This window comes from Streptococcus oralis subsp. oralis (assembly GCF_002096445.1).
Classification (GTDB): domain Bacteria; phylum Bacillota; class Bacilli; order Lactobacillales; family Streptococcaceae; genus Streptococcus; species Streptococcus oralis_N.
The window spans coordinates 707524-728832 of the sequence record NZ_NCUK01000013.1; the positions used below are offsets into that span (position 1 = coordinate 707524).

The 21309-nt window shown below is 40.8% G+C and carries 22 protein-coding genes, 1 tRNA gene and 1 riboswitch; of the genes, 19 read left to right on the forward strand and 4 right to left on the reverse strand.

Features of this window, described 5'->3' with window-relative positions:
- Positions 1 to 237: 237 nt before the first annotated feature.
- The 6 genes from pitA to hemH all read left to right on the forward strand — a co-directional run bounded on the left by pitA (position 238) and on the right by hemH (position 7783).
- Entirely contained in the window at positions 238 to 2832 is a 2595-nt protein-coding gene (gene pitA, locus B7721_RS06800; protein ID WP_084878200.1) for a PI-2 pilus tip adhesin PitA, read from the forward strand.
- Positions 2832 to 3383, forward strand: a complete 552-nt coding sequence (sipA, locus tag B7721_RS06805) for a PI-2 pilus system signal peptidase SipA (protein WP_000924791.1) — start codon at positions 2832 to 2834, stop codon at positions 3381 to 3383. Before pitA ends, sipA begins: the two co-directional genes overlap by 1 nt.
- On the forward strand, positions 3383 to 4648 hold the full coding sequence (locus tag B7721_RS06810; RefSeq protein WP_275655517.1) for a DUF7601 domain-containing protein: 1266 nt from the start codon (positions 3383 to 3385) through the stop codon (positions 4646 to 4648). The genes sipA and B7721_RS06810 overlap by 1 nt, the downstream gene beginning before the upstream one ends.
- A gap of 16 nt (positions 4649 to 4664) precedes the next feature.
- The gene (gene srtB / locus B7721_RS06815) at positions 4665 to 5663 is read left to right on the forward strand and encodes a class B sortase (protein ID WP_084878206.1); all 999 of its coding nucleotides are present in this window, start codon (positions 4665 to 4667) and stop codon (positions 5661 to 5663) included.
- 81 nt (positions 5664 to 5744) lie between these two features.
- Entirely contained in the window at positions 5745 to 6611 is an 867-nt protein-coding gene (gene srtB / locus B7721_RS06820; RefSeq protein ID WP_084878875.1) for a class B sortase, read from the forward strand.
- 77 nt (positions 6612 to 6688) lie between these two features.
- Positions 6689 to 7783 carry a ferrochelatase gene (gene hemH / locus B7721_RS06825; RefSeq protein ID WP_084878208.1) on the forward strand — a complete coding sequence of 365 codons (1095 nt, stop codon included), beginning with the start codon at positions 6689 to 6691 and terminating at the stop codon, positions 7781 to 7783.
- Positions 7784 to 7824: 41 nt separating this feature from the next.
- On the opposite strand, the gene mscL is transcribed toward hemH, so the two are convergent.
- Both mscL and B7721_RS06835 read right to left on the reverse strand, forming a co-directional pair.
- Positions 7825 to 8205, reverse strand: coding sequence for a large conductance mechanosensitive channel protein MscL (mscL, locus tag B7721_RS06830; RefSeq protein WP_000910207.1), 381 nt, complete (start codon positions 8203 to 8205; stop codon positions 7825 to 7827).
- A gap of 70 nt (positions 8206 to 8275) precedes the next feature.
- Positions 8276 to 8722, reverse strand: a complete 447-nt coding sequence (locus B7721_RS06835) for a GtrA family protein (protein ID WP_045617969.1) — start codon at positions 8720 to 8722, stop codon at positions 8276 to 8278.
- Between the two features lie 28 nt (positions 8723 to 8750).
- Positions 8751 to 8847, forward strand: a riboswitch (PreQ1 riboswitch).
- Between B7721_RS06835 and B7721_RS06840 the strand changes: the two genes are divergently transcribed.
- The 4 genes from B7721_RS06840 to dapA all read left to right on the forward strand — a co-directional run bounded on the left by B7721_RS06840 (position 8845) and on the right by dapA (position 11954).
- Positions 8845 to 9354: a QueT transporter family protein gene (locus tag B7721_RS06840; protein WP_000737309.1), complete on the forward strand. Its 510-nt coding sequence runs from the start codon at positions 8845 to 8847 to the stop codon at positions 9352 to 9354. It overlaps the preceding riboswitch by 3 nt.
- Positions 9355 to 9459: 105 nt before the next feature.
- A tRNA-Thr gene (locus B7721_RS06845) sits at positions 9460 to 9532 on the forward strand.
- A 355-nt stretch (positions 9533 to 9887) separates the two neighbouring features.
- The gene (locus B7721_RS06850) at positions 9888 to 10964 is read left to right on the forward strand and encodes an aspartate-semialdehyde dehydrogenase (RefSeq protein WP_045617067.1); all 1077 of its coding nucleotides are present in this window, start codon (positions 9888 to 9890) and stop codon (positions 10962 to 10964) included.
- Positions 10965 to 11018: 54 nt separating this feature from the next.
- Positions 11019 to 11954: a 4-hydroxy-tetrahydrodipicolinate synthase gene (gene dapA, locus B7721_RS06855; protein WP_000121606.1), complete on the forward strand. Its 936-nt coding sequence runs from the start codon at positions 11019 to 11021 to the stop codon at positions 11952 to 11954.
- 46 nt (positions 11955 to 12000) lie between these two features.
- On the opposite strand, the gene mnmE is transcribed toward dapA, so the two are convergent.
- Together mnmE and B7721_RS06865 are read right to left on the reverse strand one after the other, a co-directional pair.
- A complete protein-coding gene (mnmE, locus tag B7721_RS06860) occupies positions 12001 to 13374 on the reverse strand; it encodes a tRNA uridine-5-carboxymethylaminomethyl(34) synthesis GTPase MnmE (RefSeq protein WP_084851129.1) in 1374 nt (457 codons plus the stop codon).
- A 134-nt stretch (positions 13375 to 13508) separates the two neighbouring features.
- Positions 13509 to 13691 (reverse strand): 4-oxalocrotonate tautomerase, encoded by a 183-nt coding sequence (locus tag B7721_RS06865; protein WP_001117401.1) that lies wholly within the window; start codon positions 13689 to 13691, stop codon positions 13509 to 13511.
- A 122-nt stretch (positions 13692 to 13813) separates the two neighbouring features.
- Between B7721_RS06865 and B7721_RS06870 the strand changes: the two genes are divergently transcribed.
- The 9 genes from B7721_RS06870 to B7721_RS06910 all read left to right on the forward strand — a co-directional run bounded on the left by B7721_RS06870 (position 13814) and on the right by B7721_RS06910 (position 21297).
- Complete coding sequence (locus tag B7721_RS06870) at positions 13814 to 14404, forward strand: thymidine kinase (RefSeq protein WP_000068128.1); 591 nt, start codon at positions 13814 to 13816, stop codon at positions 14402 to 14404.
- The gene (gene prfA / locus B7721_RS06875; protein ID WP_045617072.1) at positions 14401 to 15480 is read left to right on the forward strand and encodes a peptide chain release factor 1; all 1080 of its coding nucleotides are present in this window, start codon (positions 14401 to 14403) and stop codon (positions 15478 to 15480) included. Before B7721_RS06870 ends, prfA begins: the two co-directional genes overlap by 4 nt.
- Entirely contained in the window at positions 15480 to 16316 is an 837-nt protein-coding gene (gene prmC / locus B7721_RS06880; protein ID WP_084878210.1) for a peptide chain release factor N(5)-glutamine methyltransferase, read from the forward strand. The genes prfA and prmC overlap by 1 nt, the downstream gene beginning before the upstream one ends.
- A complete protein-coding gene (locus B7721_RS06885) occupies positions 16300 to 16902 on the forward strand; it encodes an L-threonylcarbamoyladenylate synthase (RefSeq protein ID WP_084878212.1) in 603 nt (200 codons plus the stop codon). Before prmC ends, B7721_RS06885 begins: the two co-directional genes overlap by 17 nt.
- A 1-nt stretch (position 16903) precedes the next feature.
- Positions 16904 to 17335 carry a GNAT family N-acetyltransferase gene (locus tag B7721_RS06890; protein ID WP_000942957.1) on the forward strand — a complete coding sequence of 144 codons (432 nt, stop codon included), beginning with the start codon at positions 16904 to 16906 and terminating at the stop codon, positions 17333 to 17335.
- Between the two features lie 59 nt (positions 17336 to 17394).
- The gene (glyA, locus tag B7721_RS06895) at positions 17395 to 18651 is read left to right on the forward strand and encodes a serine hydroxymethyltransferase (RefSeq protein WP_084878213.1); all 1257 of its coding nucleotides are present in this window, start codon (positions 17395 to 17397) and stop codon (positions 18649 to 18651) included.
- 7 nt (positions 18652 to 18658) lie between these two features.
- Entirely contained in the window at positions 18659 to 19633 is a 975-nt protein-coding gene (locus tag B7721_RS06900; RefSeq protein ID WP_162283484.1) for a nucleoid-associated protein, read from the forward strand.
- Positions 19633 to 20235 carry a lysozyme family protein gene (locus B7721_RS06905; protein ID WP_004240129.1) on the forward strand — a complete coding sequence of 201 codons (603 nt, stop codon included), beginning with the start codon at positions 19633 to 19635 and terminating at the stop codon, positions 20233 to 20235. The genes B7721_RS06900 and B7721_RS06905 overlap by 1 nt, the downstream gene beginning before the upstream one ends.
- An 87-nt stretch (positions 20236 to 20322) precedes the next feature.
- Positions 20323 to 21297, forward strand: coding sequence for a DUF1002 domain-containing protein (locus tag B7721_RS06910; RefSeq protein ID WP_001227377.1), 975 nt, complete (start codon positions 20323 to 20325; stop codon positions 21295 to 21297).
- Positions 21298 to 21309 lie beyond the last annotated feature (12 nt).

Here is a 21309-nt window from a genome sequence, read left to right on the forward strand (position 1 = left end):
TGGGCATTTTAGAATAAAATATATGCATTGATATTTTATGAAATTTTTTTATTCTTTTTTCATTTTACCATAGAATAGTTTGAAAGACAAAGAAGAATCATACTCTTTTATTAATTAACATAATATAAACTTAACCATATTAATTGACACTGCGTGAACTTTATTGTACAATTATTTTGTAAACGTACTAGGTTGACATAATAACAACATTAGTACATTCTAGTTAAGGAGAATAAAATGAACATTCGCTTCGATTTTAAGAAAGTTCAAATTATTGCGCGCCGTTTAGTTATACTGTTAGCTATTCTCTTTTTGTGTGCTCCGATAAGTCTGTTAAATGCAGATTCTACTACAGAACCTCAGACAACTCTTCACAAGACAATTGCTCCGATATCAGGACAGGATGACAAGTATGAGTTGTCATTGGATATTACTTCCAAGCTTGGAACGGAGATTCAGTCAGAACCCCTAGATGTTGTTTTGGTAGCCGACCTTTCTGGAAGTATGAACAAGAGAGATGTTCCTTCTTCCACTGGCCGAACAATTACAAGATTGGATGCTTTAAAAAATACCCTTAAAGGAACTCGAGATCGTCAGGGATTAATTGATACGATTTTATCCAATTCAAATAATCGGTTATCCGTGGTAGGTTTTGGTGGAAAGATTGATAATAAGTTTGCGGAACAAGCATGGAATTCCTACTACCGAAAATGGGAGTGGGGGTATCGGTATTGGCCGTATGAAGAGAGAACAGCATTTTATGATGGTGTATCCCCATGGGATGATGCGGAAACAATTTTAAATTGGAATAACGATGCTAGTGGTTCAAAGACTGCAGTCAGTAATATGAGAATTGCTGGCGGTCAATCAATAGGGACTGAATCAGGAATCGGTACAGGAACCAATATTAGCGCGGGTATTCGTATTGCTAATCAATTGATAGATAGTGCAAGACCAAATGCCAAGAAGGTCGTTATTGTTCTATCAGATGGTTTTGCCAATATGTATTACAACGACAGTGGTTATACAGTTTATAACTATAATAATCAAGATGGATCAGAAACGGCACCAGATTGGTTCTGGAATAATTTAGATGTATCTATCAATAATCTCGCCTATAGTCTCGCTCCAAAACTAGCTGGCTTTTACTCTATTAAGTTTCGTTATTCAAATAATGTCGATAGTATTACCAGTTTGCAGTATTATATCAGGTACCACAATTCTTCCATTCCTAATGAAATCCTATCCGCAAACAATGAAGACCAGTTACGAGACAGTTTTAAAGATATCACAGATAAGATTCTGCCTCTGGGGGTCCACCATGTGACTATCAAAGATGTTCTTTCTAAGTATGTCCAGCTATTACCAAACGGATCGTCAGAGTTTCGTGTAGTGAAAGAAAAGGCTGGTAGCAGTGAAACATTAACCGAAGAGCAGGTAACTTTTGATACCAAGACAAGCTCAGAAGGATTAGTGGAAGTTACGGCTAAATTTTCTCCGAATTATTCCTTAGAAGATGGGGCTAGATATGTACTCAAATTTACTGTTACATCAAGTCAAGAAGCCTTAGATGCTATTGCTGGTGATAAGAAGATAGAGGCTGGTGATGCTGAAGGTCCTGATGTCAATAAACTCTACTCCAATAAAGGTGCTAGTGTCACATATTCCTATGGAATAGGCACCTCTCAAACCAAGACCAAAGAATACTCTGACAACCCAACCTTTAAGCCTTCAGATCCATTAACGGTACCAGTGGAAGTTGAATGGCAAGGTGTGACGGGTGCGAGAACTGTTATTACAGCTGATCAACCGAGTAATGTTGAACTGAAACTGGTTCAAAAGAACAAGAACGGAGGTTCTGACAATCAAGAATATCGAAAAACCAATGTGAATGTTAGAAAAAACGTATCTAATGAAACGAGGAACTTTGAAAAAGTTGCCAAAGGATATCAATACGATTTAATTGCACCGGACGTCCCCGCCTTTACCAAAGAAATAAAAAATGTTGGTACAGAAACTAAACCATCCTTCAAGGTAATCTATAAACAATTGCCAAGTCTGACGATTAAGAAAGTGTTGGAAGCTGAAAGTAACTTGAACAAAGAGTTTAGGATTAAGGTAAAACTAACCTCTCCTAATTCTACGCCATTGAATGGAACTTTTGGCGAGATAACTGTTGTGAATGGAGAAGCGGAGATCCGTGTCGAAAAACGAAAACGTTGGAAAGGTATTCTAAGCTATCTTCCTCGAGGAACCCATTACAAGGTTGAAGAAGAAGCGGCATCAACGAATGGTTACCACGTTACATATGAGAATCAAGAGGGCGATCTGAATAAAGACGAGACCACCATTGTCACAAATCACAAGCTTCCAAGTTTATCAGTCACAAAAAAAGTTACAGGTGTATTTGCCAATCTATTAAAATCCTTCAAGATTACCATTAACATCAGGGATGCTCAGAATAGTCCATTGAATGGAACCTATAATGCAACGGTGAATAATAAAAGAATTCCTTTGCAATTTACGAACGGTCGAGCGTCTATAGATCTAAACAAAGATCAAACCATAAAAATTGATGGACTTCCACTCAATAGTCACTACACTATTGAAGAGGAATCAAACTCTTCTCGTGGATATCAGGTATCTTATGAGAATCAAGAAGGCAAACTGGATGGGGATAAGTCCGCGACAGTCACGAATAATAAGAATAGTGTACCTGAAACCGGAGTTGACTTCCTCAGCAGTACACTCGTGTTAGGAATAATCCTTCCTCTAGGAGGTATCTTCTTTACAATCCTACTCGGCTATCTAGTGGTACATAGGAGAAAATAATGCTACTTAAAAAGAAACATAAGAAAACAGTAACACAAGTCAGTCGGGATAAGTCTCCGCCGAGTGTATGGGGAGATATCCTCTACTTAGTCAGTAAGCTTCTGATGGTTGGGTTTGTACTGGCCACCCTTTACTTTTTTGTCTTTGGACTATTGAGATACAATGACGATGGCATGAAGCCAGCCTTAAAAGATGGCGACTTGGTTGTCTACTATAGGTTGGATAAACGTTATTCGATTGGCGACCTGCTCGTCTATAGTTATAAGGGCAAGGAAAGAGTGGCGCGTGTCATAGCAACCGAAGGAAGTACGATCGATATAAACGAAAATGGTCTCATCATCAACGGTTCTCCTCAACAAGAGCAGGATATCTACAAAGAAACGCTGCTCTATAAGGAAGGGGCTACCTTCCCAATGAAAGTCCCAGCAGGACAACTCTTTGTCCTCGGAGACAATCGAACAACGGCTGTAGATAGCCGTGCTTTTGGAACCATTCCTATACAGGATACCCATGGCAAGGTGGTAACAGTCCTAAGGCGACGGGGCTTTTGATGATAATTTATGAAAAAAGAAATTTAAAAATAAAAGGAATAATCATGAAAAAAACATTTTTGAAAAAATTAGTTACTGCAAGTATTGCAGCTATAACCGCCTTGTCGGTCTTTAGAGGAGTGCCAACATTTGCGGATGATAATGATGTGGCAACTGCCAAAGCAAATGGTGAAACAAGTGCAAAAGTTTCTATTAATAAGGTGTTGAATATTGCGGAAGGAATTACAACACCTGAAGCAACTTTTACATTTACTTTCACCCCTAAAACTGGTACATCATCAAATGGTGCACCTTATGAAACGATTGATTCTTCTAATGGTCAAATTACAGATAAAAATGTATCTTATACTGGAACAGACGTTTTATCAACTGGCCAAACTAGCATTAAGAAAGAAACCGGCGATATTTTTAGAGAAGTGAACTATACACATGCTGGTGAATATGTCTATACTGTTGCTGAAAAACAAAATGTTGGTTGGAAAGTTATTCAAAAAAATGGTTCACCTATTGATTTTATGACATATGATAATCGCAACTATGAAATGCACGTTATTGTTAAGAACAAAACTACAGGAGGAACATATATTTCTTCTGTGTATTTTAAACAAGTATCCCCAAGTGTGAATGGTAAAGTAAAACCATCTGAAAGTGGAACTACTTACAAATATGATCTTTTCACTAACATCTATCGTAAAAATGCGGGTAAAATTACAGATCCAAATGAACCAAACCCTAATAAACCAAATGTTTCAAAAGTTGACCCAAATGCTAAATCTTTAGTAATTAAAAAAGTTGTGTCAGGTGCTACTGCAGATAAATCAAAAGATTTCACTTTCAAGCTTACTTTCACAAAAGCATCTACAGAAACTTCACAATCAATCACTGGTAAGATCGGTGAAACCTCAAAAACATTTGTCTATGGTCAAGAAACGACTATAACACTACGTCACGATCAATCTTTGGTGTTTGACACAATTCCTGCTGGTACTCGTTATAAATTGGTTGAAACTGGATCTCAAGGTTACACAGCTTCAGCTGCATATAAGGAGAACGGAGCATTAAAAAATCAAGCTGGAACAGTTTCTACAAATTTCACTCAAGATAGTATCCTTGTTGGTGAAAAACCAAACGATAACACTATCACAAATAGCTTGCCAGACGTTACCCCTACTGGTCTCTTGATTGACAACCTTCCTTTCATTTTGATGATTGGTCTTGGTTTGGCTGGATTTGTTGTTTTGTCTAAAAAACGCAGACAAGCTTAGGCAAGTGGTTTGAACGATGAAAATCAAGCGTGAGAAACCAAAAAGGAGTTTGTCTAGGCGTCTGGTACTTGCTGTAGATGCGTTGATAAATCATATCCTGCTCCTCTTGACAGCCTTGGTCTTTCTCTTTGGTTTCTACGCCCTCTGGGATGCCAATCAGGTTTATTCTCAGGCTTCATCCAGTGAGTATGAGGCCTATAGACCAGTGAGTACTACTGAGAAAGATGAGCTTGCTAGTTTTTCTGGCTTTCACAAACTTCAGCAAGTCAACCCAGAAGTACTCGGTTGGATCAATGTCTATGGCACCAATATTGACTATCCCTTAGTCCAAGCCAAAGATAATGAAAAGTACCTGAACAAGGACTCAAAGGGAGAATTTGCAGCTACAGGAGCTATTTTCCTTGAGGCTCGAAATGAATCCAAGTTCGAAGACTTTAATACTATCATCTACGGACACCATGTAGAAAATGGGGTTATGTTTGGAGATGTAGCAAAGTTTTCTGATAAGGAGTTTTTTGACCAGCATCGCTACGGTAGTATTTACTATAATGGCGTTGAAAAAGGTCTTGAGATCTTTGAGATGCTCGAGGTGGACGCCTATGACTTTAATATCTACGATCCAGGTATCAATGGAGATGATCGGCGCCAAGAATATATCGATCACTTACTCTCGGTTGCCATCCACAAGCGGGATATTACACTGGGGCCGAATGACCATATCATCCTCCTCAGTACCTGTTTCCTAGACGTAACAAATGGGAGACATATCGTAGTTGCCAAGATTACGGATACGGTTCCAAAGAACACCTTCCATACGAAAAAATCAAAACCATTCCCTTACAGTGTCTTTGATGATTCGTCGCTCGGACGATTTCTCTCATCGATTCCTTTGTGGATATGGTACATCATCTTATTTATCTTGCTCTTGCTATTGATCTTCTTGCTCATCATCCTCTACTTGATCTTGCGACGAAGAAGAGAAGCAAAAGAAGAAGCAGATACTATTACTGACTAAACTACTGATAAAAGAGAAAGGGACAGTCTCTCTTGCTCTTTTATTTTCAAGGCTAGAAAGGAGAAAGAAGTGAATATTAAAATGTCTACGAGTCGCAAAGTCATAAAGGTCATTCTATCCCTCTTTTTAGCTATATTCTGTCTTTTTACCGGTGATAGAGTCCTTGCGAGCGACTACGATCACTATAATCCCATTGAAAAAGATGCCAGCAGTACGGGTTTTGAAACCCTGCAGCACTTGAATAAGGATGTTTGTGGTTGGATTAGCCTCGATGGGACCAAGGTAGACTATCCCCTCTTGCAGAGTCAGGACAATGTTAAATACCTTGACCGCAATGCCTTTGGCGATTATACTGTGTCGGGCTCTATTTTTCTAGACTATCGTTTTAACCCCAACTTTACCGACTTTAACACCATCATATACGGTCACTCTATGGCCTCTGGCGCCATGTTTGGTGAGATACAAAAGTTTGCTAACCAAGAGTTTTTCGAAAATCACCGTTATGGCTCTATCTATTATAACGGTCGTGAACGAGGGCTTGAGATTTTTGGGATTTTAGAAGTGGATGCTTATGACACTGAGATTTATCGAACCCTGAGTTCCAATGACGAGGAACATCAGGCATACTATCAGTATCTGTTAAGCAAAGCCAAATACAAGCGAGATGTTTCCTTGACTTCAACGGATAAGATTGTTTTATTAAGCACCTGTTTCCTTAACATAACTAATGGACGACATATCCTTTTAGCTAAAATAACGGATGCGCCGGTAAAAGTAGCACAGGATAAGAGTGGGGAAGCAGTAGGAACACGGTATTTCAATCACGGAATTCCCAGCCATTGGATTTATATCCTAGCCTTTCTACTCCTTATTATCGTCCTCTTACTTCTTATCCTCATCATCCTAATCATGAGACGAGATAAAAAGACTAAAGAAAAAAAGAAATAGTAGACATCGGAAGCGTTTACTATTTTTTTCTTTCATGATAGAATAGATAGTGAAAATAATAACATAAGGATGATAATATGAAAAAAGCAATATTGATGATGACCTTTGGATCTCCAGAGGAGATTAGTTTTGAAGGAGTAGCGGAATTTTTTACAAACATTCGTCGTGGAGTTAGACCCCAAGACCACGAGATTCAGACTCTCTATGACAACTATGTCCTTATAGGTGGGACGCCCTTGCAGCGGATTACACGTGAGGAGGTTGATTTAGTCAAGGAATGTTTAGGCGAGGAGTACGGTATCTACTTTGCCAACAAATTTTCTCGTCCCTTTATCCCAGACGTGATCAAGCAGATGGAAGCTGATGGTGTTGAAGAATGTATCTGCTTGATTTTGGAACCTCATTATTCCTTTTACTCAGTCATGGGGTATGAAAAGTTTCTGGAAAGCCAGCAGATCCGATTTTTAGTCATTAAGGACTGGTATCAACAACAGGCTTTGCTGGACTTCTGGACAGATGAGATTGGAAAAATTTTACGAGACCATGTTGGAGAAGAATCCTTCAAGGTAATCTTTTCAGCCCATAGCGTCCCCATTTTTGCCTTGGATTATGGAGATCCTTATATCGATCAGATTTTCGATAATAGCAAGCTCATTGCTGAACAACTCGGTCTAACAGCCGACCAGTATACCAATACTTGGCAGAGCGAAAGCGATATTGGAATCCCTTGGATCAAGCCAGATGTCTTAGAATATTTACGAGAACAAAAGCAACATCCAGAGCATTATATTTTTGTCCCGATTAGTTTTATCAGTGAGCACATTGAAGTCTTGTTCGATAATGATGTGGAATGTTATGAGTTGTGTCAAGAATTAGATGTCACCTACCATCGTCCACCTATGCCCAATACGGATAGCCGTTTAATTGACGCTTTAGTTGCTACTGTACGAGCCAACGAAAACAAGGAATTTAAAGCTTTTCTCCCAGAAGAAGAAACCTTCGATGAGTTAGCGCCTTCAGCAACTACCAAGGACATCATGGAGGAGACAGACGACCTTCAGATGCCAGAATTTGTCAAAAAACTCATTGAGAAAAAAGGCCGTGAAAATGTCAAGATGCCTTACTTAATTAAGAAAATGCTCGAAAAAGCTGGGAAGTTACCAAAAGAGTAAAGAAAAAAGGATTTAGCTTTAGGCTAGATCCTTTATCTGTTTTATTTTTTCTCAAGAAGAGCTTTGATTTCTTGAAGAACTTCAAGTTCAGTTGGAGCAGCAGGTGCTTCCTCAACCACTTCCTCTTTCTTACGAAGGTTTTGAGCTTTTTCAATACCTTTGATAACGAAGAAGAGGACTGTACCCACAACAAGGAAGTTGATAACAGCGCTCAAGAATTTACCATATGTAACACCATTCCATGCAAGCTCAGCGATGTTTTGTACTTTCGCAGCTTCCAAGGCTGGGTTCAATAGAAGTGGAGTGATGATATCATTAACAAATGAAGTAACGATAGCACCAAAAGCAGAGGCAATGATCACACCGACAGCAAGGTCAACGACATTACCGCGAAGCAAGAATTCTTTAAGATCCTTTAACATTTTCATAAATTCCTTTCCTAATTTTCTAATTTATTATATCCTAAATTGTGACAAAAAGCAACCTGGATGCTTAAGGAAGTCGGTTACTCCTTTTAAAAATATAGATTTTACTGAAAATATAATTAAGCACAATAATCAAGATTTGTGCTAAGATAGTTTCAACCGTATTAACCCTATCTATATTATATTCGACAAACTGACCAATAAGATCAGGAAAGGTTGTAACGAAGATATAAGTTAAAAGAACGTCCAGTCCAAGTGTAGAGAGACGAGCTAAGAAAAACTTAGCCAGCCGAGTTGACCAATTCCTTCTCTCTTGTTTAAAGACGATTGTATCATTTGTGAGAAAGGCAAAGAGAATCCCGATAAAATTTGCGAGTACGGTTGCCAGGATTTCCTGGTGGCTGATGTGGTAAATAACCAAGCGCGATAAAATAGAAACCAAAGTAGTAGCAGCACCGAAAAATAGATAGGAGAGAATTTCGTTATCGAAGAATGCCTTTATTATTCTTTTCATGGTTTTAGTATAGCATAATGTCATATATTGTGCTATACTAGTAAGGTTGATAATCTCAACCCTTGGTGCTTAACTTCTTTCACCAAGCATATTTTACGCGGGAAACCGCTAAAGGAGAAAACATGAAAAAATTAACTGTTCGTGATATGGCAGATATCGCTATTGTCGCTGCTATTTATGTGGTTTTGACCATTACCCCACCACTGAATGCCATTAGCTACGGCGCCTACCAGTTCCGTATTTCAGAGATGATGAATTTCTTGGCCTTTTACAATCCTAAATACATCATCGGTGTGACGATTGGTTGTATGATTGCAAATTTCTTTAGCTTTGGTCCAATAGATGTCTTTGTCGGAGGGGGCTCTACCCTAGTTTTCCTAAGTCTAGGTGTATGGCTCTTTAGCAAGTACAAGAAAGACTATCTGTTCAATGGTTTGATTCGAAAAGATCATTTCTTCTTTTCAATTCTCTTCTCTATTTCAATGATTACCATTGCAGCAGAACTCTATATTGTTGCAGAAGCTCCATTCTTCTTTACATGGTTCTCTACGGGAATTGGTGAGTTTGCATCACTTATCGTAGGTGCTATTTTAATCGGAAAATTAGGGCGCCGAATCGATCTAACAAGATAAGAAGTTTATAAGCTAGATTCTTGCTAAATCTAGCTTTTTTCATTCCATAAAATTAAAAGAGAGCGCTTGACAAGAACTAGGAACTATAGTATACTTTTTAGGTAAGCTGATTTAGCTCAGTTGGCAGAGCGCATCCATGGTAAGGATGAGGTCGCCGGTTCAATCCCGGCAATTAGCATGATAGAAACAAATGACCTTGGGAGACCAAGGCTTTTCTTATCTACCTGTATAAATGAAGCAAAGAGTTTTGTCTGTTGACAAAAGTGACTCTATCTAGTAGAATAGTAGTTGCGATGAGTCGATAGGTAGTCTTCGGACTGCTATTGAGCATAAGGAGGTCATAACGCAGGAGCGGACCTTGATGAGTTGTGTGAACCTGCTCATCACATGAAGATGCCTCTTAGTCCCTGGTCAATGACTAGGGATTTTTAATTTTCAGAAAATATAACCCAAAAATGCTTTTCAATTTCTGGAAAAAGTAGTATAATACATCTATTATAGAAATTTTTAGAAAATTCCGAAAGAGGTTATTTATGGGATATACAGTTGCTGTAGTCGGCGCGACAGGTGCTGTCGGAGCTCAGATGATAAAAATGTTGGAAGAATCAACACTTCCAATCGATAAAATCCGTTACCTTGCTTCTGCACGTTCAGCAGGCAAGACTTTGAAATTTAAAGACCAAGATATTACGATTGAAGAAACTACTGAGACCGCTTTTGAGGGTGTTGATATTGCACTCTTCTCAGCAGGTGGTTCGACATCAGCTAAGTATGCACCATACGCAGTTCAAGCTGGAGCGGTAGTAGTAGATAACACATCTTATTTCCGTCAAAATCCAGATGTTCCTTTGGTTGTTCCAGAAGTAAATGCTCACGCACTTGATGCCCACAACGGAATCATTGCCTGCCCTAACTGTTCAACAATCCAAATGATGGTGGCTCTTGAACCTGTTCGTCAAAAATGGGGCTTGGACCGTATCATCGTTTCAACTTACCAAGCAGTCTCTGGTGCTGGTATGGGTGCGATTCTTGAAACACAACGTGAACTTCGTGAAGTCTTGAATGACGGTGTGAATCCACGTGATTTGCATGCGGAAATTTTGCCTTCAGGTGGTGATAAGAAACACTATCCTATCGCCTTTAACGCTCTTCCACAAATCGATGTCTTTACTGACAATGATTACACTTACGAAGAGATGAAGATGACCAAGGAAACGAAGAAAATCATGGAAGATGATAGCATCGCAGTATCTGCAACATGTGTGCGTATTCCTGTCTTGTCAGCTCACTCTGAATCTGTTTATATCGAAACAAAAGAAGTGGCTCCAATCGAAGAAGTGAAAGCAGCTATCGCAGCCTTCCCGGGTGCAGTTCTTGAAGATGATGTAGCGCACCAAATCTATCCTCAAGCTGTCAATGCAGTGGGTTCGCGTGATACTTTTGTTGGTCGTATCCGTAAAGACTTGGACGCTGAAAAAGGAATCCACATGTGGGTTGTTTCAGACAACCTTCTTAAAGGTGCTGCTTGGAACTCAGTTCAGATTGCAGAAACGCTTCACGAACGTGGATTGGTTCGTCCAACAGCTGAATTGAAATTTGAATTAAAATAGTCATATCGTTTAGGAGTTCAGATGAACTCCTTCTTTGAATAGAGAGGTGTTTTCATGTCTTATCAAGATTTAAAAGAGTGTAAAATCATCACAGCCTTCATTACCCCTTTCCATGAGGATGGTTCCATCAACTTTGATGCCATTCCAGCCTTGATTGAGCATTTATTGGCCCATCACACAGACGGCATTCTCCTAGCTGGAACGACTGCTGAGAGTCCAACTTTGACTCACGATGAAGAGTTGGAACTCTTTGCAGCTGTACAAAAGATTGTCAATGGACGCGTTCCTTTGATTGCGGGTGTAGGTACCAACGATACGCGTGACTCCATCGAGTTTGTCAAAGAAGTCGCAGAATTTGGCGGTTTCGCAGCTGGACTTGCGATCGTACCATACTACAACAAACCTTCTCAAGAAGGAATGTACCAGCACTTTAAAGCGATTGCAGATGCTTCTGACTTACCTATTATCATCTATAACATTCCAGGGCGTGTGGTTGTCGAATTGACTCCAGAAACCATGCTTCGTTTGGCTGACCATCCAAATATCATCGGTGTTAAAGAATGTACCAGCTTGGCAAATATGGCTTACTTGATTGAGCACAAGCCAGAGGAATTTTTGATTTATACTGGTGAGGATGGAGATGCTTTCCATGCCATGAACCTTGGTGCAGATGGGGTTATCTCAGTTGCATCTCATACAAATGGGGATGAGATGCACGAGATGTTCACTGCCATTGCAGAAAGCGATATGAAAAAAGCGGCAGCTATTCAGCGTAAATTCATTCCTAAGGTCAACGCCCTCTTCTCTTATCCAAGTCCTGCTCCAGTTAAGGCAGTTTTGAACTACATGGGATTTGAAGCTGGACCAACTCGTCTACCTCTAGTTCCAGCGCCAGAAGAAGATGCCAAACGCATTATCAAAGTTGTCGTAGATGGCGACTACGAAGCAACTAAGGCAACCGTAACAGGTGTCCTTAGACCAGATTACTAATAAAGACAATAAAATCCATGACCGAATGAAGGATCATGGATTTTTCTTATTTTCCTAAACAGAATTGGCTAAAGAGTTGGGTGATAAGTTCATCAGGAGCCGCATCTCCAGTGATTTCTCCGAGAATTTCCCAAGTTCGTGTTAAATCAACTTGAAGCAAGTCAACTGGCATCCCCAGTTCCAGCCCTTCATTAACTGCTTGTAGGCTTTCAACGGCCTTTTCAATCAAGGAAATGTGACGGGCATTAGATAGGTAAGTAGCATCTTGCTCAACCAAACCAGCATTTTCAAAGAAGAGGTCGTTAATACGCTCTTCGATCTTATCGATATTTTGGTTTTTAAGAACTGAAATACGGATAACATCTTCAGGTAATTCCGAAGTTTCAATCGCTTCAGGCAGATCAGTTTTGTTAAGCAGAATAATGCGATTAGTATCTTGGCTGATTTCTAAGAGTTGTCTGTCTTGTGCTGTTAGTGGTTCACTAGCATTTAGCACTAGTAGTACCAAGTCAGCTTCCTTGAGGGCTTTTCTCGAACGCTCGACACCGATTTGTTCCACGATATCATCTGTTTCCCGGATACCGGCTGTATCAATCAATTTGAGAGGAACCCCGTTAATGTTGACGTATTCTTCGATAACATCTCGTGTCGTACCAGCGATATCTGTTACAATAGCCTTGTCTTCACGAAGGAGATTATTGAGAAGACTGGATTTCCCAACGTTGGGACGGCCGATAATGGCAGTTGAGATTCCCTCACGAAGGATTTTACCACGACGAGCTGTTCTAAGGAGATTGGTTAGCAATTGCTGAAACTCTATAGTCTTCTCACGGACAACAGCGGTAGTAGCTTCCTCAATATCGTCATACTCAGGATAGTCGATATTGACCTCAACTTGGGCAAGTGTATTGAGGATTTCTTGGCGAGTATTGTTAATCAGGTCAGAAAGAGAACCGTCCAATTGTTTGACTGCAATATTCATAGCCTTGTCAGTCTTGGCACGGATGATGTCCATCACCGCCTCAGCCTGTGTCAAATCCACACGACCGTTTAGAAAGGCGCGCTTGGTAAATTCACCAGGTTCTGCCAACCGAGCTCCTTCACGAATAGCTAGCTGGAGAATTTCATTGGTCACCGCAATCCCACCGTGGGTGTTAATCTCGATAATATCCTCACGAGTGAAGGTCTTTGGAGACTTCATAGCTCCAACCATAACCTCATCCATGACCTTACCAGTTTGAGGGTCAACGATGTGACCGTAGTTAAGGGTATGGCTGGCAACCTGATTCAAGTCTTTTCCTTTGAAAATCTTTTGCGCAATGGCAAAACTGTCAGTTCCGCTCAAGCGGACAATACCAATGGCTCCTTCACCTAGTGGAGTAGAGATAGCAGCTATGGTATCAAATTCACGTGTAATCATACTAATTCCTTTTGTATTTCTTTTCTTAGGATATGAATCCAAGCATCTCTTCAAATTGTAACAAATTTAGATTATTTCTTCAATGGATGCTACTTGGAGATTGAAAAAGCCTAAGCAATTCTGCTTAAGCTAGATTATTTGGTGCGCATTTCCCCTTGAGGGAAGTAAGTCCCTTCTGGCATGTCGTTGATGATGACATGAACGGCTGATTGAGGTGCTCCAGTGTTACGGACAACAGCTTCCGTTACTTCCTTAGCAAGAGCTTTCTTTTGCTCGAGCGTGCGTCCTTCAAATAAATCGATGCGTACAAATGGCATAATAGCTTCCTCCACTAGTTTTTGATTTCTTCTATTTTACCACATTTTGCCGTTTAAAGCTTCAGAAAATTATGATATACTAGAATGTAGCAAAAATTTAGAAATGGACGTGAATTAGAAGCATGGCACAGTTGTATTATCGTTATGGGACCATGAACTCTGGTAAGACGATTGAGATTCTCAAGGTGGCCTATAACTACGAGGAGCAAGGAAAGGGAGTTGTGATTATGACTTCTGCTCTGGATACGCGTGACGGTGTTGGCTATGTGTCGAGTCGAATCGGTATGAAACGCCCAGCCATTGCGATTGAGGAAACGACGGATATCTTTGGTTATATCCGAGACTTACCTGAGAAACCATACTGTGTGCTAGTCGATGAGGCTCAGTTTCTCAAGCGTCACCATGTTTACGACCTAGCTCGTGTTGTGGACGAGCTAGACATACCTGTCATGGCTTTTGGTTTGAAGAACGACTTTCGCAATGAATTGTTCGAAGGTTCAAAATACCTCTTGCTCTTAGCAGACAAGATTGAAGAAATCAAGACTATCTGTCAGTACTGTAAGAAAAAGGCGACTATGGTGTTGCGTACGCACGATGGTGTGCCAGTCTATGATGGCGAACAAATTCAGATCGGTGGAAATGAAACCTATATCTCAGTCTGCCGAAAACATTATTTTGCGCCTGAAATCAATAAGGAGAATGAAGAAAAATGAACATCTATGATCAACTACAAGCTGTAGAAGACCGTTATGAAGAATTAGGAGAATTGCTCAGTGACCCAGATGTAGTGTCTGACACCAAACGTTTCATGGAGCTTTCAAAAGAAGAAGCTTCAACTCGTGATACGGTAACAGCCTACCGTGAGTACAAACAAGTCCTTCAAAACATCGTTGACGCCGAAGAGATGATTAAGGAATCAGGTGGAGATGCGGACTTGGAGGAAATGGCCAAGCAAGAACTCAAAGATGCCAAGGCTGAAAAAGAAGAATACGAAGAAAAACTCAAAATCTTGCTCCTTCCAAAGGATCCAAACGATGACAAGAACATCATCCTTGAAATCCGTGGAGCAGCTGGTGGAGACGAAGCAGCGCTCTTCGCTGGAGATTTGCTAACCATGTACCAAAAGTATGCTGAAGCCCAAGGTTGGCGCTTTGAAGTCATGGAAGCCTCTATGAACGGTGTCGGTGGTTTCAAAGAAGTGGTTGCTATGGTTTCTGGTCAATCTGTTTATTCAAAACTCAAGTATGAATCTGGTGCCCACCGCGTCCAACGGGTCCCTGTGACAGAAAGCCAAGGTCGTGTTCACACCTCTACAGCGACTGTTCTTGTCATGCCAGAAGTCGAAGAAGTAGAGTACGATATTGATCCAAAAGACCTTCGTGTTGATATCTACCACGCATCAGGTGCTGGTGGACAGAACGTCAATAAGGTTGCGACTGCCGTGCGTATCGTTCACTTGCCAACCAATATCAAGGTTGAGATGCAGGAAGAACGTACCCAGCAGAAGAACCGTGAGAAAGCCATGAAAATCATCCGTGCGCGTGTTGCTGACCACTTTGCACAAATTGCCCAGGATGAACAAGACGCTGAGCGTAAGTCAACAGTCGGTACTGGTGACCGTTCAGAACGGATTCGTACTTATAATTTCCCGCAAAACCGTGTTACGGACCACCGTATTGGCTTGACCCTCCAAAAACTAGATATGATTTTATCTGGTAAATTGGATGAAGTTGTGGATGCCTTGGTGCTCTATGACCAAACACAAAAATTAGAAGAATTAAACAAATAATGAAACTAGCTCAATTATTTTCAGATTTTGAAGAAGAGTTGATGAGACAAGGAGAGGAAGCTGAAAGCCTCTCTTTTGTCTATCGTAGCCTGAAAAAACTCTCTTTTACAGATTTCGTCTTTGCCCTCAAGCAAGAGGTAACAGAGGCCGAAAAACAATTTGTAGAAGAAATTTACCAGCAGTTAGCGTCCCATAAACCAGCTCAGTATATCATTGGACAGGCAGATTTCTTTGGAATGCAGTTAAAAGTAGATGAGCGAGTTTTGATTCCTCGTCCAGAAACAGAAGAGTTGGTGGAACTCATCCTGGCCGAAAATCCTGAGGATAAGCTTAAGATCCTAGATATCGGGACTGGAAGTGGCGCCATAGCTCTCGCATTAGCAAAAAACAGACCAGATTGGTCAGTGGCGGCAGCAGATATTTCACAAGACGCCTTGCAGCTTGCATCAGAGAATGCTAAAAATCAAAATCTTAATATATTTTTTAAAAAATCTGATTGTTTTGCAGAAATTTCTGAAAAATATGATATAATTGTATCCAATCCACCCTATATCTCTCGTGAAGATGAGTCAGAGGTCGGTTTGAATGTTTTGCATTCAGAACCTCATCTAGCTCTCTTTGCAGATGAGGATGGCCTAGCTATTTATCGCAGAATTGCGGAAGATGCAAAAGACTATCTCACAGATGGTGGTAAGATTTACCTTGAAATTGGATACAAGCAAGGTCAAAGTGTTCCTGCGCTTTTTAGGAAACATCTTCCTGAAAAACGAGTACGAACACTCAAGGACCAATTTGGTCAAGATAGGATGGTTGTAGTTGATGATGGACAGGATTAGACAAGAGTTGGAAATGGGTGGGGCAGTCATTTTGCCTACAGAGACAGTTTACGGCCTCTTTGCTAAGGCCTTAGACGAAAAAGCTGTCGACCATGTTTACCAACTCAAACGTCGTCCCAGAGACAAGGCACTCAATCTTAATGTCGCTTCTCTAGAGGATATCTTGCACTTTTCAAAGAATCAGCCAACTTATCTACAAAAGCTTGTAGAGGCCTTTTTACCGGGTCCCTTGACCATTATCCTCGAAGCCAATGACCGAGTTCCCTATTGGGTCAACTCTGGTCTTTCAACGGTGGGATTTCGGATGCCGAGTCACCCCATTACACTTGATTTGATTCGAGAGACAGGTTCTTTGATTGGGCCGTCTGCCAATATCTCGGGTCAGGCGAGTGGAGTGACCTTTGCTCAAATTCTAGAGGATTTTGACCAAGAGGTTTTGGGGCTGGAGGACGACGCTTTTCTAACTGGACAGGATTCGACTATTTTGGATTTGTCTGGAGACAAGGTGAAAATCTTACGCCAGGGGGCGATTAAGCGAGAAGATATTCTTGCTCGGTTGCCAGAGATTTCTTTTGAGGAGGAATGAGATGCTAAGAGATTTGCAAGAAACAGATGTGAATGCTATATGTGAGATTAACCAAGAGGCTTTGGGCTATTCTTTTAGTCCAGAGGACACAGCTAGTCAACTAGCTAGACTGTCTCAGGATTCTCATCATTTCCTACTTGGCTATGAGGATGAGGTCAGCCATGTCCTACTTGGATATGTCCATGCTGAAGTTTATGAATCCCTCTATTCCAAAGCAGGATTTAATATTTTAGGCTTAGCGGTTTCGCCTCAAGCACAAGGGCAAGGTATTGGTAAAAGCTTACTGCAAGGGTTGGATCAAGAAGCAAAAAGACGGGGCTATGGGTTTATCCGCTTAAACTCTGCTGATCATCGTCTGGGAGCTCATGCATTTTATGAAAAAGTTGGTTATACTTGTGATAAAGTGCAGAAACGGTTTATTCGCATCTTTTAGTTTATTTTCTTATTGAAAAACAAACTAAAGGACCAGTCACACTATAAAGGAGAGGACCTATGATTTTTGACAAAGACGATTTTAAAGCATACGATGCTGATCTATGGAATGCTATTGCCAAAGAAGAAGAACGCCAACAAAACAATATCGAGTTGATTGCTTCCGAAAACGTAGTTTCCAAGGCTGTTATGGCAGCTCAAGGGTCTATCTTGACGAATAAATACGCTGAAGGTTACCCAGGACGCCGTTATTATGGTGGAACAGATGTGGTAGACGTGGTAGAGACTCTAGCCATTGAACGTGCAAAAGAAATTTTCGGTGCTAAATTCGCCAATGTCCAACCTCACTCAGGAAGCCAAGCCAACTGTGCTGCTTACATGGCCTTGATTGAGCCAGGTGATACGGTAATGGGAATGGATTTGGCTGCAGGTGGACACTTGACCCACGGAGCTCCTGTAAGCTTCTCTGGTCAAACCTACAACTTCGTTTCTTATAGTGTGGATCCTGAAACAGAACTCTTGGATTTTGATACCATCTTGAAACAAGCCCAAGAAGTAAAACCAAAACTAATCGTAGCAGGTGCTTCAGCCTATTCTCAAATTATCGACTTCTCAAAATTCCGTGAAATTGCAGATGCTGTTGGAGCTAAGCTCATGGTCGATATGGCTCATATCGCTGGTTTGGTTGCAGCTGGTCTTCACCCAAGCCCAGTGCCATACGCTCATATCACCACAACAACGACCCACAAAACCCTTCGTGGACCTCGTGGTGGTTTGATCTTGACAAATGATGAGGACCTAGCTAAGAAAATCAACTCAGCTATTTTCCCTGGTATTCAGGGTGGTCCTTTGGAACATGTAGTCGCTGCTAAGGCTGTTTCCTTCAAAGAAGTTTTGGATCCGGCTTTCAAGGAATATGCTGCTAATGTCATCAAAAACAGCAAGGCTATGGTTGAAGTCTTCTTGCAAGACCCTGATTTCCGTATCATTTCTGGCGGTACTGAAAATCACCTCTTCCTTGTTGATGTGACTAAGGTTGTAGAAAACGGAAAAGTTGCTCAAAACTTGCTGGATGAAGTTAATATTACCTTAAATAAAAACTCAATTCCATACGAAACCTTGTCACCATTCAAGACAAGTGGAATTCGTATCGGAGCAGCAGCCATCACTGCACGTGGATTTGGTGAAGAAGAAAGCCGTAAAGTGGCTGAACTCATCATTAAAACCCTTAAGAATGCAGAAAATGAAGCTGTCTTAGAAGAAGTGAGAAGTGAAGTCAAAGCGTTGACAGATGCCTTCCCACTATACGAGGACTAAAAATTTTATGGACATTTATATTAAGAAAGCTATTATCCATCAGTTCAGCCCAGATGATACCGAGCTGTTTCTAGCGGATAAATTTCTCAATATCACTCCAAAAATCGAAGAATACCTGCGCAAAAAAATCGAACGTGTGTATTCAGATGAAGCTAAGACTGGGATTTTCGAAGAAGAAAATCCCTTCTTCAATCACATCACGGATGATTTGTTGGAGACATCAGTAACACTGGCCAATCTCTGGAAAGAGGAGTTTAGTATTTCTGAAAATCTCAAGACCAATGACTTGATTTTTGTTCAGTTTTCTAAAGAAGGTGTTGAGCATTTCGCTTTCTTGCGAATTGCTCTACGTGAGACCTTGACCCACCTTGGTGGAGAAGTTGATAATCCAATCAAGCTAACTCAGAACAATCTACCTGGATTTGGAACGGGGGCTGACGAGGCCTTGGTGGTCAATCTTCAAAGTCGCAAGTACCATCTCATCGAAAAACGCATCAAGTATAATGGGAGTTTCTTAAATTATTTTTCAGAAAATCTCCTAGCTGTTGCTCCTAAGATTTCACCAAAGAAATCTATCAAGGAACTGGAAAAAACGGCTCAGAGAATTGCAGAGTCCTTTAACACAGATGATTTTCAATTTCAATCCAAGGTCAAATCAGCGATTTTCAACAATCTGGAAGAAAGCAATGAACTGTCTCCTGAGAAATTGGCTAATGACCTTTTTGACAACAATCTGACAGCTCGTTTGAGCTTTATCGACCAAGTAAAGGAAGCCGTACCAGAACCAGTCCAGTTTGATGAGATTGATGCCAGTCGTCAGCTCAAGAAATTTGAAAACCAAAAACTCTCCTTGTCAAATGGAATTGAGCTCATCGTTCCCAATAACGTCTATCAAGATGCGGAGTCGGTCGAGTTTATCCAAAATGACAATGGAACCTATTCTATCTTAATCAAAAATATCGAGGATATTCAAAGTAAATAATGTTTAAATTTATAAGAAGAGTGCTTGTGCTAGCAGTCTTCCTTTTCGCAGGATACAAAGCTTATCATATCCATCAGGATGTTAAACAAGTCATGACCTACCAACCCATGGTTCGAGAAATCCTCAGTGAAAGAGATACCCCAGCCAATGAAGAGTTGGTGCTCGCCATGATTTATACCGAAACGAAGGGAAAAGAGCGGGATGTCATGCAGTCTAGTGAGTCTGCTAGTGGCGCTACCAATACCATCAAAGACGATGCCTCTAGTATTCGCCAAGGGGTTCAGACACTAACAGATAATCTCTATTTGGCACAGAGCAAAGGAGTAGATGTCTGGACCGCTGTTCAAGCCTATAATTTTGGACCTGCCTATATCGACTTTATCGCTCAGAATGGCAAGGAAAATACTCTGGCCCTAGCCAAGCGTTACTCCCGAGAAACGGTCGCTCCAATCCTTGGTAATACTACAGGGAAGACCTATACCTATATCAACCCTATTTCAATCTTTCACGGAGCTGAACTCTATGAAAACGGTGGAAATTATTACTACTCGAGACAGGTTCGCTTTAATCTCTATATCATGAAATTCTTTAATTTCTTTTAAACATCTGGTTTGACCAGGTGTTTTTTCACTATAAGTTTTCTTTAAGATTGTTTTATTACCCTAGAAAGGTAAAGGAGGGAATATCCCATGAGAAAGAAATTCTTTCTAACAAGCGCTGCAGTATTGTGGGCTGCAACAGCTATGACGAGTGTCCACGCAGCAACCGATGTTCAAAAAGTAATCGATGAAACCTATGTTCAACCCGAATATGTTCTAGGTTCTTCTCTATCTGAAGACCAGAAAAACCAAACTCTTAGCAAACTTGGCTATGACGCATCAAAAGACACCAAAGATATCAAAACTATGACACCTGATATCTATTCGAAAATTATGAATGTGGCTAATGACGCTAGTCTACAGCTCTATTCATCAGCCAAGATTCAAAAGCTAGGTGACAAGTCACCTCTAGAAGTCAAGATAGAAACGCCTGAAAATATCACCAAGGTGACGCAGGATATGTACCGTAATGCAGCAGTGACGCTGGGAGTGGAGCATGCCAAAATCACAGTTGCAGCTCCTATTCCAGTTACTGGAGAGAGCGCCCTAGCAGGGATTTACTACTCGTTAGAGGCCAATGGTGCTAAAGTACCGCAAGCCAATAAAGATTTGGCTCAAGAGGAGCTAAAAGCCTTATCCGATATTAATGCTGAAAACAAGGACAAATCAGGCTACGATGCCAATAAACTCAATGTCGCTTTGGCAGATATCAAGGCAGGAATCGCAAAGGCAAAAGAAGCCAAAGGCAATCTGACAGAAGAAGATGTCCGCAAAATCGTTGAAGACACACTAAAAAACTACAAACTCGATCAGGTTATAACAGGAAACCAGGTCAATATCATCATCAATTTTGCACTTAACCTCTCGAAGAGTGACATTTTGAACAATGCTGATTTCACTAAAACCCTAAATGACCTCAAGGAAAGCATTGTCTCTCAAGCTGGTGATAGCTTTAAAAATATCAACCTCAACTTTGATGCCAATAAAGCGCTGGAAGACGGGGGCAACTTCTTTAGCTCCCTTTGGCAAGCCATTGTCAACTTCTTCAAGAGTTTTGGTGCTTAGGTCATTTCATGA